The sequence below is a fragment of the Nitrosomonas europaea genome (assembly GCF_900167395.1).
Lineage (GTDB): Bacteria > Pseudomonadota > Gammaproteobacteria > Burkholderiales > Nitrosomonadaceae > Nitrosomonas > Nitrosomonas europaea.
In genome coordinates this window covers 1-14,388 of record NZ_FUWK01000020.1, presented here as the reverse complement: position 1 = coordinate 14,388, position 14,388 = coordinate 1, and the positions used below count along the sequence as shown (strand labels likewise).

15 protein-coding genes and 1 pseudogene are annotated in these 14,388 nt (G+C 50.7%); 8 read left to right on the top strand and 8 right to left on the bottom strand.

Translation table 11 applies throughout. The features are described from left to right. Positions 1-11: 11 nt before the first annotated feature. Together lspA and speB are read left to right on the top strand one after the other, a co-directional pair. On the top strand, positions 12-494 hold the full coding sequence (gene lspA, locus B5D58_RS07405) for a signal peptidase II (protein ID WP_011111739.1): 483 nt from the start codon (positions 12-14) through the stop codon (positions 492-494). A gap of 87 nt (positions 495-581) precedes the next feature. Then, positions 582-1,553, top strand: a complete 972-nt coding sequence (speB, locus tag B5D58_RS07400) for an agmatinase (protein ID WP_011111738.1) — start codon at positions 582-584, stop codon at positions 1,551-1,553. Between the two features lie 69 nt (positions 1,554-1,622). On the opposite strand, the gene ubiE is transcribed toward speB, so the two are convergent. From ubiE to queA, 7 genes are all read right to left on the bottom strand, one after another. Then, positions 1,623-2,357: a bifunctional demethylmenaquinone methyltransferase/2-methoxy-6-polyprenyl-1,4-benzoquinol methylase UbiE gene (gene ubiE / locus B5D58_RS07395; protein WP_011111737.1), complete on the bottom strand. Its 735-nt coding sequence runs from the start codon at positions 2,355-2,357 to the stop codon at positions 1,623-1,625. 49 nt (positions 2,358-2,406) lie between these two features. Next, on the bottom strand, positions 2,407-2,784 hold the full coding sequence (locus B5D58_RS07390) for a gamma-butyrobetaine hydroxylase family protein (protein ID WP_011111736.1): 378 nt from the start codon (positions 2,782-2,784) through the stop codon (positions 2,407-2,409). A 58-nt stretch (positions 2,785-2,842) separates the two neighbouring features. Continuing rightward, positions 2,843-3,775 (bottom strand): protein translocase subunit SecF, encoded by a 933-nt coding sequence (gene secF, locus B5D58_RS07385; protein WP_011111735.1) that lies wholly within the window; start codon positions 3,773-3,775, stop codon positions 2,843-2,845. Between the two features lie 23 nt (positions 3,776-3,798). Beyond that, entirely contained in the window at positions 3,799-5,646 is a 1,848-nt protein-coding gene (secD, locus tag B5D58_RS07380; protein WP_011111734.1) for a protein translocase subunit SecD, read from the bottom strand. 74 nt (positions 5,647-5,720) lie between these two features. After that, positions 5,721-6,197 (bottom strand): preprotein translocase subunit YajC, encoded by a 477-nt coding sequence (gene yajC, locus B5D58_RS07375; RefSeq protein ID WP_011111733.1) that lies wholly within the window; start codon positions 6,195-6,197, stop codon positions 5,721-5,723. A gap of 34 nt (positions 6,198-6,231) precedes the next feature. Continuing rightward, a complete protein-coding gene (gene tgt, locus B5D58_RS07370; protein ID WP_011111732.1) occupies positions 6,232-7,347 on the bottom strand; it encodes a tRNA guanosine(34) transglycosylase Tgt in 1,116 nt (371 codons plus the stop codon). Continuing rightward, entirely contained in the window at positions 7,344-8,378 is a 1,035-nt protein-coding gene (queA, locus tag B5D58_RS07365; protein WP_041357138.1) for a tRNA preQ1(34) S-adenosylmethionine ribosyltransferase-isomerase QueA, read from the bottom strand. Before queA ends, tgt begins: the two co-directional genes overlap by 4 nt. A 249-nt stretch (positions 8,379-8,627) precedes the next feature. On the opposite strand from queA, the gene leuS reads away from it, so the two are divergent. The 5 genes from leuS to B5D58_RS13955 all read left to right on the top strand — a co-directional run bounded on the left by leuS (position 8,628) and on the right by B5D58_RS13955 (position 13,574). Then, positions 8,628-11,237 (top strand): leucine--tRNA ligase, encoded by a 2,610-nt coding sequence (gene leuS / locus B5D58_RS07360; RefSeq protein ID WP_011111730.1) that lies wholly within the window; start codon positions 8,628-8,630, stop codon positions 11,235-11,237. 17 nt (positions 11,238-11,254) lie between these two features. Then, entirely contained in the window at positions 11,255-11,752 is a 498-nt protein-coding gene (locus tag B5D58_RS07355; RefSeq protein ID WP_011111729.1) for an LPS-assembly lipoprotein LptE, read from the top strand. A gap of 11 nt (positions 11,753-11,763) precedes the next feature. Next, the gene (gene holA, locus B5D58_RS07350; RefSeq protein ID WP_011111728.1) at positions 11,764-12,834 is read left to right on the top strand and encodes a DNA polymerase III subunit delta; all 1,071 of its coding nucleotides are present in this window, start codon (positions 11,764-11,766) and stop codon (positions 12,832-12,834) included. Beyond that, positions 12,835-13,251, top strand: a complete 417-nt coding sequence (locus B5D58_RS07345) for an OsmC family protein (protein ID WP_011111727.1) — start codon at positions 12,835-12,837, stop codon at positions 13,249-13,251. Between the two features lie 164 nt (positions 13,252-13,415). Next, entirely contained in the window at positions 13,416-13,574 is a 159-nt protein-coding gene (locus tag B5D58_RS13955; RefSeq protein WP_173251262.1) for a hypothetical protein, read from the top strand. A 64-nt stretch (positions 13,575-13,638) separates the two neighbouring features. Here the strand turns inward: B5D58_RS13955 and B5D58_RS07340 are convergent, their stop codons facing one another. Continuing rightward, complete coding sequence (locus tag B5D58_RS07340; RefSeq protein ID WP_041356677.1) at positions 13,639-14,139, bottom strand: EAL domain-containing protein; 501 nt, start codon at positions 14,137-14,139, stop codon at positions 13,639-13,641. Positions 14,140-14,152: 13 nt separating this feature from the next. Here B5D58_RS07340 and B5D58_RS07335 point away from each other — a divergent pair. Further along, positions 14,153-14,388 (top strand): annotated as a pseudogene (locus B5D58_RS07335) (IS982 family transposase); the annotation flags it as partial.

Here is a 14,388-nt window from a genome sequence, read left to right as displayed (position 1 = left end):
AAGGGCGTACGATGAAACTTTATTTCAGCCTGACTCTGGCGGTAATCATTCTGGTGATGGATCTGCTCACCAAGCGCTGGGTGGAGCTCAATCTGACATATGGTCAGCAGATTATGATTACGGAATTTTTCAATCTCGTACTTACCTATAATGCCGGTGCTGCCTTCAGTTTCCTGAGTGATGCTTCCGGGTGGCAGCGATGGTTCTTGAGTACCATCGCTGTTCTCGTATCTGTCCTGATTGTTTATCTGCTGTATAAGAATACGGCCAACCGGCTGTTCTGCTTCGCGCTGAGCCTTATTCTGGGAGGGGCACTGGGCAATCTCTGGGATCGTATCATGCTTGGGCATGTCGTTGATTTTCTGGATTTCCATTTGAACGGTTATCATTGGCCGGCATTCAATCTGGCTGATTCAGCCATATTTTGCGGTGCATTCCTGTTGATTCTGGATAGTATCCGCAATGGACGCAATGATTCCGTTCAGGAAGGATGAGATTATTTTCAATCTGTCAGATTCTGCAAGGCTGTTTCCCGCTTTTGGAATCCAATGGAAAATTTGAAATGAGAACGGAGCTGCATCATGTCGGATGATGATCAGATCAGAATCGATGGTGCGATAGCGCGTAAAACACCTTATGGCATGCTGCGTGAACCGACCTTCTCGGGCATGCTTTCTTTTATGCGCTGCAATTTCCGCAAAGACCTGACGGGTGCCGAACTGGTAATCAGTGGTATTCCACTGGATCTGGCGGTGTCTTATCGTTCCGGTGCACGTTTTGGCCCGCTGGGGATTCGTCAGGCTTCTGCCGAAGTTGCTTCGTTAAAGCCTTATCCGTGGGGATTCGATCCATTCGAACATCTTGCCGTGATCGATTCTGGCGATTGTTTTCTCGACGTGCATAACCCGCTGACGATCCATGGTGCGATTGTTGACCATGCACGGCATATTCTGGCCTCTGGCGCACGTATGCTGACATTCGGCGGTGATCACTCGATTTCCTATCCGTTGCTGCAGGCGCATGTGGAAAAGACAGGTGCTCCGCTGTCGTTGATTCACTTCGATGCGCATTGTGATACCTGGCCGGATGATTCACTCGCTTCACTGAACCATGGCTCCATGTTTTACAAAGCGGTGCGGGAGGGTCTGATCGACGTCAAACGTTCCGTTCAGATCGGTATTCGCACCTGGAATGATGATTTCATGGGGATCAATATTCTGGATGCCGATCGGATACACCGGCAGGGCACGGATGCGGTCGTTGCAGAAATCGAGCGCATCGTCGGAACTCAACCGGCATATCTTACTTTTGATATCGACTGCCTTGATCCAGCCTATGCGCCAGGTACCGGTACGCCGGTTTGTGGAGGATTGTCTACTGCTCAGGCACTGGCAATCATTCGTGGTCTTACGGCAATCAACCTGATTGGCATGGATATCGTAGAAGTATCGCCTCCCTATGATCACAGCCAGATAACGGCGCTTGCGGCAGCCCATATCGCCTGTGATCTGATCTGTCTGCTGGCAAAGCGCAAGGCTGACGGGCTGTTATAGGATCTGCGTTGCCTGCCGGACCCTGATTTGCAGGAGAAGGCTGTCCGGCAGGTTGTGGGAACGTACGATTTAGAATTTATAGCCGCGATGGAGTGCAACGACTCCCGCAGTAAGATTGAAATACTCGACTCGTTCAAAACCAGCCTGCTGCATGAGCTGTTTCAGTTCTTCCTGAGAAGGGTGCATACGAATGGATTCGGCAAGGTAGCGGTAGCTGGTATCGTCACGGGCAACGATTTTTCCCATAAAGGGTAGTGCCTTGAACGAATAAGTGTCATATAGAGGCTGCAAGGGTTTCCATACCTTGGAAAATTCCAGTACGATGAGTGATCCTCCCGGAGACAGTACCCGCCACATTTCCCGAAGAGCCGCATCTTTATGCGTCATGTTTCTCAAACCGAAAGCGACACACACCCGATCAAAATAATTATCCGGAAAGGGTAGCTTTTCAGCATCGCATTGTGCAACCGGTACACTTTTGCCGTCATTCAGCATACGATCACGACCGATCGACAGCATGGAGTTATTGATATCTGTCAACCAGACTTCGCCTGTGCTACCTGTTTTTTCAAGAAAAAGCCGGGTCAGATCAGCAGTTCCACCTGCGATATCGAGCACTTTATCCCCGGGTTTGGCACCGCTGACATCGATCGCAAACCGCTTCCACAAGCGGTGCAATCCCATGGACATGAGATCGTTCATCAGATTGTAGCGTGCTGCTACAGAGTGAAACACTTCCGCAACCTTGCGGGCTTTTTCCGTTTCCGAGACGGTTGTGAAACCAAAGTGTGTGGAATTCGTCATTCTGGAGATGTGTTGTACTGAGTGGTTGATCGATGTCTGGGTAACAGGATTATCCTGTTTCGCGACTGCCACTGGCAGCCTGCAGTCGCTGCAGGTAATCCTGCCACATGGTTTCCTGATTCAGTCCGTAATCATAGAGCAAATCCCAGGAATATAGCCCGGTGTTATGACCATCAGAAAAATCCAGCCTGACCGCATAGCGGCCAATCGGCTCGATATGGGTTATGGTTACATTTTTCTTGCCGGTCTGCAGAATTTCCTGGCCGGGCTCATGGCCGCGAACTTCAGCAGAAGGTGAGTAGACACGCAAAAATTCACATGGAAAGTTGAATGCCTTGCCATCGTTGAAGGTCACGCTTAGTACACCGGATTTACGGTGCAGTTTCAATTCTGTCGGAACAGGTGTTTGTGGATTGAGTCCTGCCACGGATATCATCCTATGAATACAAAAAAATCATGTAACCGGAAAGCCCACAAAAACAGCTTTATGGTAAGGCTTCTTCTTGCGGTTTGCGTTCGGGTTTGACCAGATCTTCCCGTTTGGCGCCCAGTAATAGCAGTATCGGGCTGGCAATCATGATCGATGAGTAAATGCCGAATAGAATACCGATGGTCAGTGCCAGTGCAAAGTTGTGCAGCGCTTCTCCCCCGAACAGGAACATGGAAATAACGACCATTTGTGTACTGCCATGTGTGATGATCGTGCGTGACATGGTTTCAGTGATGGCATTATCGATGATTCTTGTTACGGTTGCTTTGCGCAGTTTGCGGAAATTTTCCCGAATCCGGTCGGAGATAACGACGGATTCATTGACGGAATAACCCAGTATCGCGAGCACGGCAGCCAGAACGGTCAGATCGAACTCCCATTGAAAAAAGGAGAAACAGCCTAAGATAGTCAACACATCATGCAGATTGGCTACGATACAGGCGACACCAAATTTCCATTCGAATCGGACAGCCAGATAAGCGACTATACCCATGGAAACAAACAGCATCGCCAGCAGGCCGTTTTCCAGCAGTTCGTCACCCACTTGCGGACCCACGAACTCTACCCGCTTCATCTCAACTGAGGGGTCATCCACTTTGAGTGCAGTCATGACCGTTTCGGACAGATTACCCCCGGCGTGTTCCAGCTTGACGGGAAGCCTGATCATGACGTCACGGGATGTTCCGAAATTCTGTACGATTGCATCAGACATTCCGATGCCGGCAAGGATTTTACGCGTCTTATCGAGATTGGCAGGCTGCTGGTAGCTGATTTCCATCACCGTACCGCCGGTAAAATCTACTGCGAGATTCAACCCTTTTGTGGTAAGGGAATAAATCGCCAGGATGGAGATAATCAGGGAGAAAGTCATTGAAAACTTTCCCCAGCGGGTAAAAGGAATGTCGCGTTCGAATCTGAAAAAATCCATGGTTATCCGGTTTCAGTAAATATTTAACGTTTGCTGCTGCTTTTTTTCAGTATTTTGATGGCTCCGATCGGGACATGCGTCAGTTTACGATTTCCGTAAAACAGATTGACCATTGCGCGCGAAACGGTGACAGCGCTGAAAAGCGTGGTCAGAATTCCCAGACACAATACGACGGCGAAGCCTTTTATCGGCCCACTACCAAACATCATCAGACCGAGACCGGCGAGTAATGTGGTGAGGTTCGTATCGATAATTGCATCCCATGCACGCTCATACCCGGCATGGATAGCAGCCTGGGGTGTGGCGCCATGCCGTAATTCATCGCGGATCCGTTCGTTGATCAGTACGTTGGCATCGATTGCCATCCCCACGGTCAGCGCCATTCCAGCCATTCCGGGGAGTGTCAGTGTAGCTTGTAAGATCGAAAGCAATCCGATCAGAAACAACAAGTTGGTAGCGAGTGCCACGACAGAGATGACACCGATAGCCGAGTAATAAATCATGATGAATACGGATACGATCAGGAAGCCATACAGAGTCGAATTGAATCCTCTTTCTATGTTTTCAGCGCCGAGACTTGGCCCGACGGTACGCTCCTCGATGATTTCCATGGGCGCAGCCAGAGCACCGGCACGTAACAGCAAGGCTACGTCACGTGCTTCGATACTGTTCATCTGTCCGCTGATCTGTACACGCCCACCACCGATTTCTTCCCGGATGACCGGAGCGGTGACGACTTCAGTCACATTTTTCTCTACCAGCAGGATAGCCATACGCTTACCTACGTTATTACGTGTCAGCTGCTTGAAAATTCGTGAACCGTTGTTATCCAGGGTAACGTGGACGGCGGCCTGTCTGTCCTGATCGAAACCGGGTTGAGCATCCGTGATGCGATCACCAGTGAGCAATACCTGTTTTTTGACCAGCAGATGTCCTCCTCCACGCTCGGAAAGCAGTTCAGTCCCGGAAGGTACTGATCCGCGCAATGCGGCATCGATATCGCCGTCCTCGTCGACCATGCGTACTTCCAGTGTGGCGGTTCTGCCCAGAATATCCTTGGCCTTGGCGGTATCCTGCACACCCGGCAACTGCACGATCACCCGGTCGGCGCCTGCCTGCTGGATGATCGGCTCTGCCACGCCCAGCTCATTCACCCGGTTGCGCAGAGTGGTGATATTGCGCTGAACTGCCGTATTCTGCATGCGTATCAGTGCTTCAGGCTTGATCGAGGCAACCAGGCGCCGCTCTCCGTTGACATCTTCCGACCGAAAAGCGAGATCTTCAAAGGTTTTTCCCAGTTCAGAAATTGCTTTTTCACGCGCCTGTTCATCACGGAATTTGATGATGATTCTCGAACGATCCCGGTCAATGCCGGCTGAAGGAATTCTCTGTTCGCGCAAAGTGCTGCGCAGATCGGCGTTGTAACGGTCGAGTGCCTTGGTCAATGCTCCTGCCATATCCACCTGCAGCATAAAGTGGACACCTCCCCGCAGGTCGAGGCCCAGATACATGGGCAGCGCACCAATATGACGCATCCACTGAGGGGAATTCGGCAGCAAGTTCAAGGCAACGATGTAATCACTACCCACTTCAGCATCCAGAATATCCCGCGCTTTGATCTGGGTATCGGTATCGGAAAACCGGATCTTGATTCCGGTGGATTCGAGTATCGTTCCGTTGTAGGGGAGACCATGCTGTTTGAGTACTTGTTCAGCACGCTGCAGAAGGGCCATATCGGTTTGAATGCCGGCCCGCAAGGGTGAAATCTGGACGGCGGGAGATTCACCAAAAAAGTTGGGCAGGGTATACAGCAATCCAAGCAGTATTGAAACGGCGATGACGATATATTTCCAGAGGGGGTAGCGATTCATGATAACCAGTGTTTCAGAAGAAAAAAGGGCGGAAATGCTGTTGCAATCTCATAGAGATCGGATATACCGCTAAACTAATTTTTTTCGCTATCCTGTTTGGAGGGTGCTGAGGAAGATTCAACTTCACTGGTTTCCGTTACGTTGTCTTCAGGTTCATCCTGACGGGATTCGCCGGCTTTCTGTCTGCTATTTTTCAGTGCCCGATTGCTTTTACCGGTTTCGACACTTTTCAGCGTTCCTTTGGGTAACAGTGTCTGAACGGAGGATTTGAGAACGATGATCTCGACACCGGTTGCAATTTCCATGGTGATGTAGCTATCGCCAGCACTGACGACTCGACCCAGTTCACCGCCACTGATGACGATTTCATCTCCCTTCTGTAACCCATTCTGCATTTCTTTCTGTTCCTTAGCTCGTTTTGTCTGCGGACGGATCAGCAGGAAATAGAAAATGACCAGAATACCAATCATGGGCAGAAAGCTCATCAGGGTGGGGTCGGAAGTCTGAGCTGCACCATTGGCAGTCTGGGCAAAAGCTTCTGTTATGAGCATATGATCTTCTCCTTCGATTGGGTATGGATGCGAATTAAACTGAAGCACATTTTAGCATGAAGTCCTGACCAGAAAATTTGCGTGCAAACTGTTCAAACTGACCGGTTTCGATTGCTTTACGAATATTTGCCATGAGCCGCTGGTAGTAATGCAGGTTGTGCAGCGAGTTGAGCCGGGCACCCAGCATTTCGCCGGTACGCTGCAGATGGTGCAGGTAAGCACGTGTGAAATGACGGCAGGTGTAACAATCACAGTGTTCATCCGGTGGCGAGGTATCCAGCCGGTAGCGGCTGTTACGCAGCCTGAGAATACCCTGGCTGGTATAAAGCCAGCCATTACGTGCATTGCGGGTGGGCAGCACACAGTCGAACAGATCGATACCCTGCGCTACAGCATGGACAATATCCTCGGGTGTTCCCACACCCATCAGGTAGCGTGGTTTGTCTGCGGGCAGTTGCGGTGCAGTGTGTCTGAGGATGCGCTGCATGTCTGCTTTGGGTTCACCCACGGATAATCCGCCGATGGCGTAGCCGTCGAAACCGATGGCACACAGCCCGGCCGCGGAATGATCGCGCAGTGACTCATACATGCCTCCCTGCACGATACCGAACAGTGCATTCGGGTTACCGGCGTGGGCTGTTTTTGAACGTTCAGCCCAGCGCAGGCTCAGCTGCATGGAAGATTCAGCAATCTGCATATCGACCGGGTAGGGAGTACATTCGTCGAATATCATGACGATATCCGAATTCAGTACCTGCTGGATCCGCATGGATTCTTCCGGTGTCAGAAAACAGGTATCCCCGTTGACCGGTGAACGGAAACGCACACCTTCTTCACAGATTTTGCGCAGTGCCCCCAGGCTGAATACCTGGAATCCACCCGAATCTGTCAGGATCGGCCCGTCCCAGTTCATGAGCCGGTGCAATCCCCCATGTGCTCCGATCACTTCCAGACCGGGGCGCAGCCATAAATGGAAGGTGTTACCCAGAATGATTCCGGCACCCAGGGTGTGCAGTTCATCCGGGGATAATCCTTTGACTGCACCATAGGTACCTACCGGCATGAAGGCTGGAGTTTCCACCGTGCCATGGGCAAGTGTCAGCGTTCCCCGGCGGGCTTCATGATCACGGCAGTGGAGTTGAAATTTCATGGCTGGCTGTCGATCAGCATGGCGTCACCGTAACTGAAAAAACGATAATGATTGTCGATGGCATGCCGGTAGGCATGGCGGATGGTTTCCATTCCGGCGAAGGCCGATACCAGCATCAGTAACGTGGAGCGAGGCAGATGAAAATTGGTCAGCAACCGATCTACGATGCGAAAACGGAAACCAGGGGTGATGAACAGATTGGTTTCACCAGCACCGGCAACCAGGGTTCCATCGTTAGTCAGCATGCAGGATTCCAGTGCGCGCAGGCTGGTAGTACCCACCGCAAGCACACTGCCACCGGCAGATTTGCACATTTGGATGGCTTCCACCGTTTCTGTCGGAATATGGTATGGCTCGGTATGCATGACATGCTGATCGATATTTTGCACGCGTACCGGCTGGAAGGTTCCCGCTCCGACATGCAGCGTGACGTAGATGATTTTCACTCCCAGAGTACGTAATGTTTGCAACATGGTTTCATCAAAATGCAAGCCGGCAGTAGGGGCTGCAACGGCTCCGCTTTCCTGTGCGAAAACAGTCTGATAGCGGTTTTCATCGGAAACAGTCGCATTTCGCCCGATGTAAGGCGGTAGCGGTGTATGTCCAAATTGATCGAGCAATTCGATCAGCGGCAGTGAATGCATGAAGCACAGGGTATAAATATCTTGCTCGCGTGCTTCCACCTGTGCGGTTATCTTGTTTTCCAACAGCAGGGTGGAGCCGATCACCAGCGCATGACTGGCACGGATCAGTACCCGTGCCCGATGAGTGTCCAGGATGCGCTCGACCATGACTTCAACCTTACCACCGGTGGATTTGACGCCTGACAAGCGGGCTTTGACGACACGGGTATTGTTGAGCACGATGACATCGCCTCGTTTGAGATAATCAGGCAGATTCCTGAAAGCAGCATCACGCAAATCAGCGTGCTTGCCGTTCACATACAGCATCCGGCTGTCTGACCGGTTTGCAAGCGGAAATTGTGCAATCAGCTCATCGGGAAGGTGGAAATCGAAATCATCGGTTTTCATGCTGCGGATTATACCGATGGCAAGCAAAGTAGCCCTATCTTTTGCGGGAAGAACACACAGCAGCGAGAGATTCCTCACCAGAAGTTTTCTGTCAGATCTGAATGGCTTGCTCCTTCAACGCTACGATCTTCTTCGTGCTTCTTGCAATCATCACGATTTTGCCCGCAATGCGGCTCATGGAGAACTTAATCAGAGGTTCCTTAAAGGTATAATCGCAGTTTTATCATTCCGGCAGAAAATCATCTATCCATGCAAGAAAAATACCATCCCCAGGAAATAGAACGACAAGCCCGGCAAAGCTGGCAGGAAACAAACATTTTCAATGTGACTGAGATCCCAGACAGGCCAAAATACTACTGCCTTTCCATGTTTCCTTATCCTTCCGGCAAGCTGCATATGGGGCATGTGCGCAACTATACGATCGGGGATGTATTGTCACGTTATCGCCGCATGCAGGGGTATAACGTCATGCAGCCGATGGGTTGGGATGCATTCGGATTGCCGGCCGAGAACGCTGCGATCCAGAAAGGAGTGCCACCCGCAAAATGGACTTATGACAATATCGCTTACATGCGCAGCCAGTTGCAAAGTCTGGGGTTTGCTATCGACTGGCAGCGTGAACTGGCCACTTGCGATCCACAGTATTACCGCTGGAATCAGTGGCTGTTTCTGCGCATGCTGGAAAAGGGTATTGCCTATCAGAAAACGCAGGTGGTCAACTGGGATCCGGTTGATCAGACTGTACTGGCCAACGAGCAAGTGATTGACGGATGCGGCTGGCGTACCGGTGCAGTGGTGGAAAAACGGGAAATTCCGGGCTATTACCTGGCGATAACCCGCTACGCAGATGAATTGCTGGCCGACCTGGAAAAACTGCCAGGCTGGCCGGAGCGCGTAAAAACCATGCAGGCCAACTGGATCGGCAAAAGCTTTGGTGTGGACATTACGTTCCCGCCGGATACTGCTTCCGGCATGCCACAAGCGCTTAAGGTATTCACTACCCGGGCAGATACGCTGATGGGGGTGACCTATGTGGCGGTTGCGGCAGAGCATCCGGTTGCTTTACATGCAGCACACAATCAGCCTGATCTGGTGGCTTTCATTGAATCCTGCCGGCAGGGTGCCACCATGGAAGCGGAGTTGGCTGTCCAGGAGAAAAAAGGGATGGCCACCGGGTTGTATGTCCTGCATCCGCTGACCGGTGAGCGTCTGCCGGTATGGGTCGCCAACTATGTACTGATGAGCTACGGTGAAGGCGCTGTCATGGCGGTCCCGGCGCATGACGAACGTGATTTTGATTTTGCCCGCCAGCATTCTCTGCCGATCAAACCGGTCATCAGGCCAGAAAATGGCGAGCTATCCGTACCACTCGTTCAGGCCTTTACCGAATATGGGGTAACGTTCAATTCCGACCGGTTTTCAGATCTGACATCACCGGAAGCGATCGATGCAATTGCAGTGGAACTGGGGCAGAAAGCGCTGGGTGAGAAACGGGTGCGGTATCGTTTACGCGACTGGGGAATTTCACGTCAGCGTTACTGGGGCTGTCCGATTCCACTGATCCATTGTGATAGTTGCGGTGTAGTACCGGTAGCAGACGACCAGTTACCTGTTGTACTCCCAGAAGATCTGGTACCGGATGGTTCGGGCAATCCGCTGGCAAAAACACCTTCATTCTATGAGTGTACCTGTCCACGTTGCGGGCGGCAGGCACGCCGCGAAACCGATACCATGGATACATTCGTCGATTCCTCATGGTATTTCATCCGTTATGCCTGTCCGGATCAGTCTGCTGCCATGACCGACCAGCGGGCAAATTACTGGCTGCCGGTCGATCAGTACATCGGCGGGATCGAGCATGCCATTCTGCACCTGTTGTATTCGCGTTTCTGGAGCAAGGTCATGCGCGATCTGGGGCTGGTGTCGTTCGATGAACCCTTTGCCAATCTGTTGACACAAGGCATGGTGCTGAACGAGATATTTTTCCGTAAAACCAGCAGCGGGCGTATCCAGTATTTCAATCCGGCAGAAGTGGATGTGCAGCACGATGGAGAAGGAAAAAGAGTCGGCGCCGTTTTGCAGGCGGATAACCAACCGGTTGAATCCGGCGGTATCGGCACCATGTCAAAATCGAAAAACAACGGGATCGATCCACAAGAAATCATTGAGCAATATGGGGCAGATACTGCGCGACTGTTCATGATGTTTGCCAGCCCGCCGACACAAACGCTGGAATGGTCGGATGCCGGTGTCGAAGGTGCTTTCCGTTTTCTCAAGCGGTTGTGGCGACAAGTTTATTTGCACAGACAGCTGGATGGCGAAGCTGCTGCGACTACTACTCTGGTACCGCATCAGGAATACCCGGCTGATCTGCGGGATTTGCGTTGCCAGTTGCATCAAACTATCGTCAAAGTGACGGATGATCTTGAGCGGCGTCACACGTTCAATACTGCGATTGCAGCCATCATGGAGCTGATGAATGAGCTGTCCGATGTACAGGGCACCCATCCGGCCGCACGCCAACTGATGCAGGAAGCACTGGAGAATATCGTGCTGCTGCTTTCACCCATCGTTCCGCATATCTGTCATGTATTGTGGCGTGAACTGAGACCGGGTACCGAACTGCTCGATCAACCCTGGCCGCAAGCAGATGATCAGGCATTGATTCAGGATGAAGTTGAAATTGTCGTCCAGATCAATGGCAAGCTGCGCGGGCAGATACGCATTGCCAGGGAAGCAGATCGGGCTGCTGTTGAACGAACAGCATTACAAGATGAGCATATACAAAAGAGTATAGCCTACCGGCCTGTCAAGAGAGTCATCGTCGTGCCGGGAAAACTGATCAATATCGTTGTTTAGCGGAAGAGGTCTTACCTATGACGACATTGCGAACCCTGATGGCTGTTTCGCTTGTACTGAATCTGGCTGCTTGCGGTTTCAAACTGCGGGGACAGGTTTCTGAACTTCCTTTTGAACGGGTTTACATCACAGCACCTGCAGGACTGACCATTGGTTCCGATCTGGAACGGGTGATCAGTACACATACCCGGGCGAAGGTCGTCAATAAAGCCGAAAAATCCGAGGCAATCATTCAGATCGTTCATGCAATCAGGGAAAAAAGAATCCTGTCGCTGTCAGAGAGTGGAAGAGTGCGTGAGTTTGAGCTGGTCTATCGAGTCGCTGCCCGGCTGCTCGATGCGCACAATGCTGAACTGGCGTCTCTGCAGGAAATCAGACTGACCCGCATTCTTCCTTTCCTGGATGCACAAGAGCTGGCGAAGGCGGCAGAGGAGGAGATGCTGTACAAGGATATGCAGAAAGATGCCGTGCAACAGATTCTTCGTCAGGTTTCGGCAGTCACCTCTGCGGGATAAGATAGTAGCGTATGCGATTGGATCCTGAGCATCTTGCCAGACAGCTTGATGGAAGTATTGCACCACTATATGTGGTACTCGGGGATGAGTTGCTGTTGGTAATGGAAGCCGTTGACGGGATCCGTGCGTATGTCAGAGGGCAGGGCTACACCGAACGTACGATCCTGACTGCCGATCAGCGTTTTGACTGGATGAATCTGTTTCAATGGGGGCGGCAATCCTCGCTATTCAGTGAAAGACGCATGCTCGATTTGCGAATTCCTTCCGGGAAGCCGGGCAGAGAAGGCGGTGTAGCGATCGAAACATTCTGCCGGGAGTTACCGCGTGATACTGTGACTGTCGTTACTCTGCCGGAAATCGATAAACAGGGACGTGCAAGCAAGTGGTTCAAGGCACTTGAACAGGCAGGCCAGGTGATTGAAGTAAAACCGGTCGGGCGTGACCGGCTGGCACACTGGATAAAGCAGCGTCTCGACCGGCAGAATCAGATGATTGATCAGGATACGCTGCAATTCTTTGCTGGTAAGGTGGAAGGCAATCTGCTGGCAGCTCACCAGGAAATCCACAAACTTGGATTACTCTATCCGCCCGGCCGACTGACTTTCGAACAGGTCAAAAATGCCATTCTCGACGTTACCCGTTTTGATGTGCTGCAGTTACCGGAGACCATGCTAACGGCCGATATGGTGCGTTATCGCCACATTCTGGAAGGGTTGCAGGGGGAAGGGGTGGCACCTCCATTGATACTGGCTATTTTGTCGGAACAGATTCGTCTGCTGATAAAAATTCATCTGCTAAAAAATTCCAGCCGGGGTATGACGATCGAACAGGCCATGACAGCATTGCGAATATGGCCTGCCAGACAAAAACTGATGATGGGGGCAATTCAGCGTATACGCTATCCATTGCTGGTACAAGCACTGTTGCAGGCAGCTGTCATTGATCGGATCATCAAGGGAGTGGAGCAAGGGGATATCTGGGAGGAATTATTGAATCTCGGGATTTGTTTTGCTGCTGATAGCAGTTTCAAGATTATCGGAAGAAAAGATCTTTCATTCATTATCAACTTATCTTTAAAGTAAATGAAAGCAAATATTGCGTGGCAGGAAGGAGTCAGTTTTCTCGGGCAGGTCGGAAGTGGACACTCCGTATTGATGGACGGTGCGCCGGAAGCGGGTGGAAAGAACCTTGGGCCGCGTCCGATGGAAATGATATTACTGGGCCTGGGCGGCTGTACCGCTTTCGATGTGGTACATATTCTGCGCAAGGGGCGACAGGTAATTACCGGTTGTCAGGTCGAGATGGACGCACAACGTGCAACAGAAGATCCAAAAGTGTTTACCCATATTCATCTGCATTTCATTATTACAGGAAAAAATCTCGACCCTCGACACATAGAACGGGCGATCAGTCTTTCTGCCGAGAAATACTGTTCTGCTTCTATGATGCTGAAGGCAACAGTGGACATCACGCATGATTATGAAATCATTGTCGGATGAGCAGAATATGCTGACAGAGAAATAAATATCAGGTCTGTTCCGAATTTACTGGACAACAAAATTTGATTCTGCTAAAAATAACGTGCGCTGGTTTTTCAGTAATGGAAGCCAGGCAAAAAGTGACTCAAAAAAGACTATATATTTAATTTATGGGAGATGAAAAAATGAAGCTTTCGCTTGTATTGGCTGCTGCACTGGCTGTAACAACCTTTTTGACTGCCTGCGGAGATCCAAAGCCTGCCCAATATCCGCCAAGCATGTCGATGGAACGTGATTCCATGCCCGATAACGTAGACAAGGCAGAAAAAGACAACAAAAACTGAGAGAGATATGATTCGAATATTCTAACCGCCCTTTCGGGCGGTTTTTTTATCCGGTATTTTTCTATCAATCTGTTTGATCAGGAAAGAAATTTTCAGCCGGCACAGGTGTGCCAATGTAATACCCCTGGGCAAAATCGATATCCATCCTATCCAGAATGTCCAGTATCTCCTTACTTTCAACGAATTCTGCAGTGATCTTTTTGCCAAATCCTTTTGCTACGGTACACAGGGCACTGACGAGTATCTGATCATCCGGATTGTTGGCAAGATTACGGATGAATGTACCGTCAATCTTAACTGCATCAACCGGTAATTCGCGCAGATAATAGAAAGAAGAAAAACCCACTCCGAAATCATCCAGGACGAAGCCACAGCCGAGTTGCTTCAGATCACGTAAAAGGCTGCGTGTCCCGGGGAGATTGTCTAATGCAGCAGTTTCCGTTATTTCGAATATCAGCAAGCTTGGATCGATATGGTAAATAACCTGAGTTCGGGATAAGAAAAGAGGAAGTGAGCGCCCGCCTTTTTGCGTAAGATTATGTTTCCAAAAACAAATCAATCGCATTCAGGAGGCGCTCATGGACAGTTTAACTGAACTTTTTTGTCTCATAGATGATTTCTGCTGCCAATTCGAGCCCGCTTTAGAACGCCGCCTTCTGGAAACAGGGGTAAAGAAGCGCAAGCGCTGCAGCGGGTTGAGTTTGTCGGAGTTGATGACCTTGACCGTTTTGTTTCATCAATTGCGCTTTCGCCAGTTCAAGAGTTTCTACCTGGTTTACGTATGCCGTCACTTGCAGGCTGAGTTTCCGAAGTT

Bases quoted from the DNA above. Each gene is read 5' to 3' on its own strand.
- lspA (WP_011111739.1), top strand. From the start codon at position 12: ATGAAACTTTATTTCAGCCTGACTCTGGCGGTAATCATTCTGGTGATG.
- speB (WP_011111738.1), top strand. From the start codon at position 582: ATGTCGGATGATGATCAGATCAGAATCGATGGTGCGATAGCGCGTAAA.
- ubiE (WP_011111737.1), bottom strand. From the start codon at position 2,357: ATGACGAATTCCACACACTTTGGTTTCACAACCGTCTCGGAAACGGAA.
- secF (WP_011111735.1), bottom strand. From the start codon at position 3,775: ATGGATTTTTTCAGATTCGAACGCGACATTCCTTTTACCCGCTGGGGA.
- secD (WP_011111734.1), bottom strand. From the start codon at position 5,646: ATGAATCGCTACCCCCTCTGGAAATATATCGTCATCGCCGTTTCAATA.
- yajC (WP_011111733.1), bottom strand. From the start codon at position 6,197: ATGCTCATAACAGAAGCTTTTGCCCAGACTGCCAATGGTGCAGCTCAG.
- tgt (WP_011111732.1), bottom strand. From the start codon at position 7,347: ATGAAATTTCAACTCCACTGCCGTGATCATGAAGCCCGCCGGGGAACG.
- queA (WP_041357138.1), bottom strand. From the start codon at position 8,378: ATGAAAACCGATGATTTCGATTTCCACCTTCCCGATGAGCTGATTGCA.
- leuS (WP_011111730.1), top strand. From the start codon at position 8,628: ATGCAAGAAAAATACCATCCCCAGGAAATAGAACGACAAGCCCGGCAA.
- B5D58_RS07355 (WP_011111729.1), top strand. From the start codon at position 11,255: ATGACGACATTGCGAACCCTGATGGCTGTTTCGCTTGTACTGAATCTG.
- holA (WP_011111728.1), top strand. From the start codon at position 11,764: ATGCGATTGGATCCTGAGCATCTTGCCAGACAGCTTGATGGAAGTATT.
- B5D58_RS07345 (WP_011111727.1), top strand. From the start codon at position 12,835: ATGAAAGCAAATATTGCGTGGCAGGAAGGAGTCAGTTTTCTCGGGCAG.
- B5D58_RS13955 (WP_173251262.1), top strand. From the start codon at position 13,416: ATGAAGCTTTCGCTTGTATTGGCTGCTGCACTGGCTGTAACAACCTTT.
- B5D58_RS07340 (WP_041356677.1), bottom strand. From the start codon at position 14,139: ATGCGATTGATTTGTTTTTGGAAACATAATCTTACGCAAAAAGGCGGG.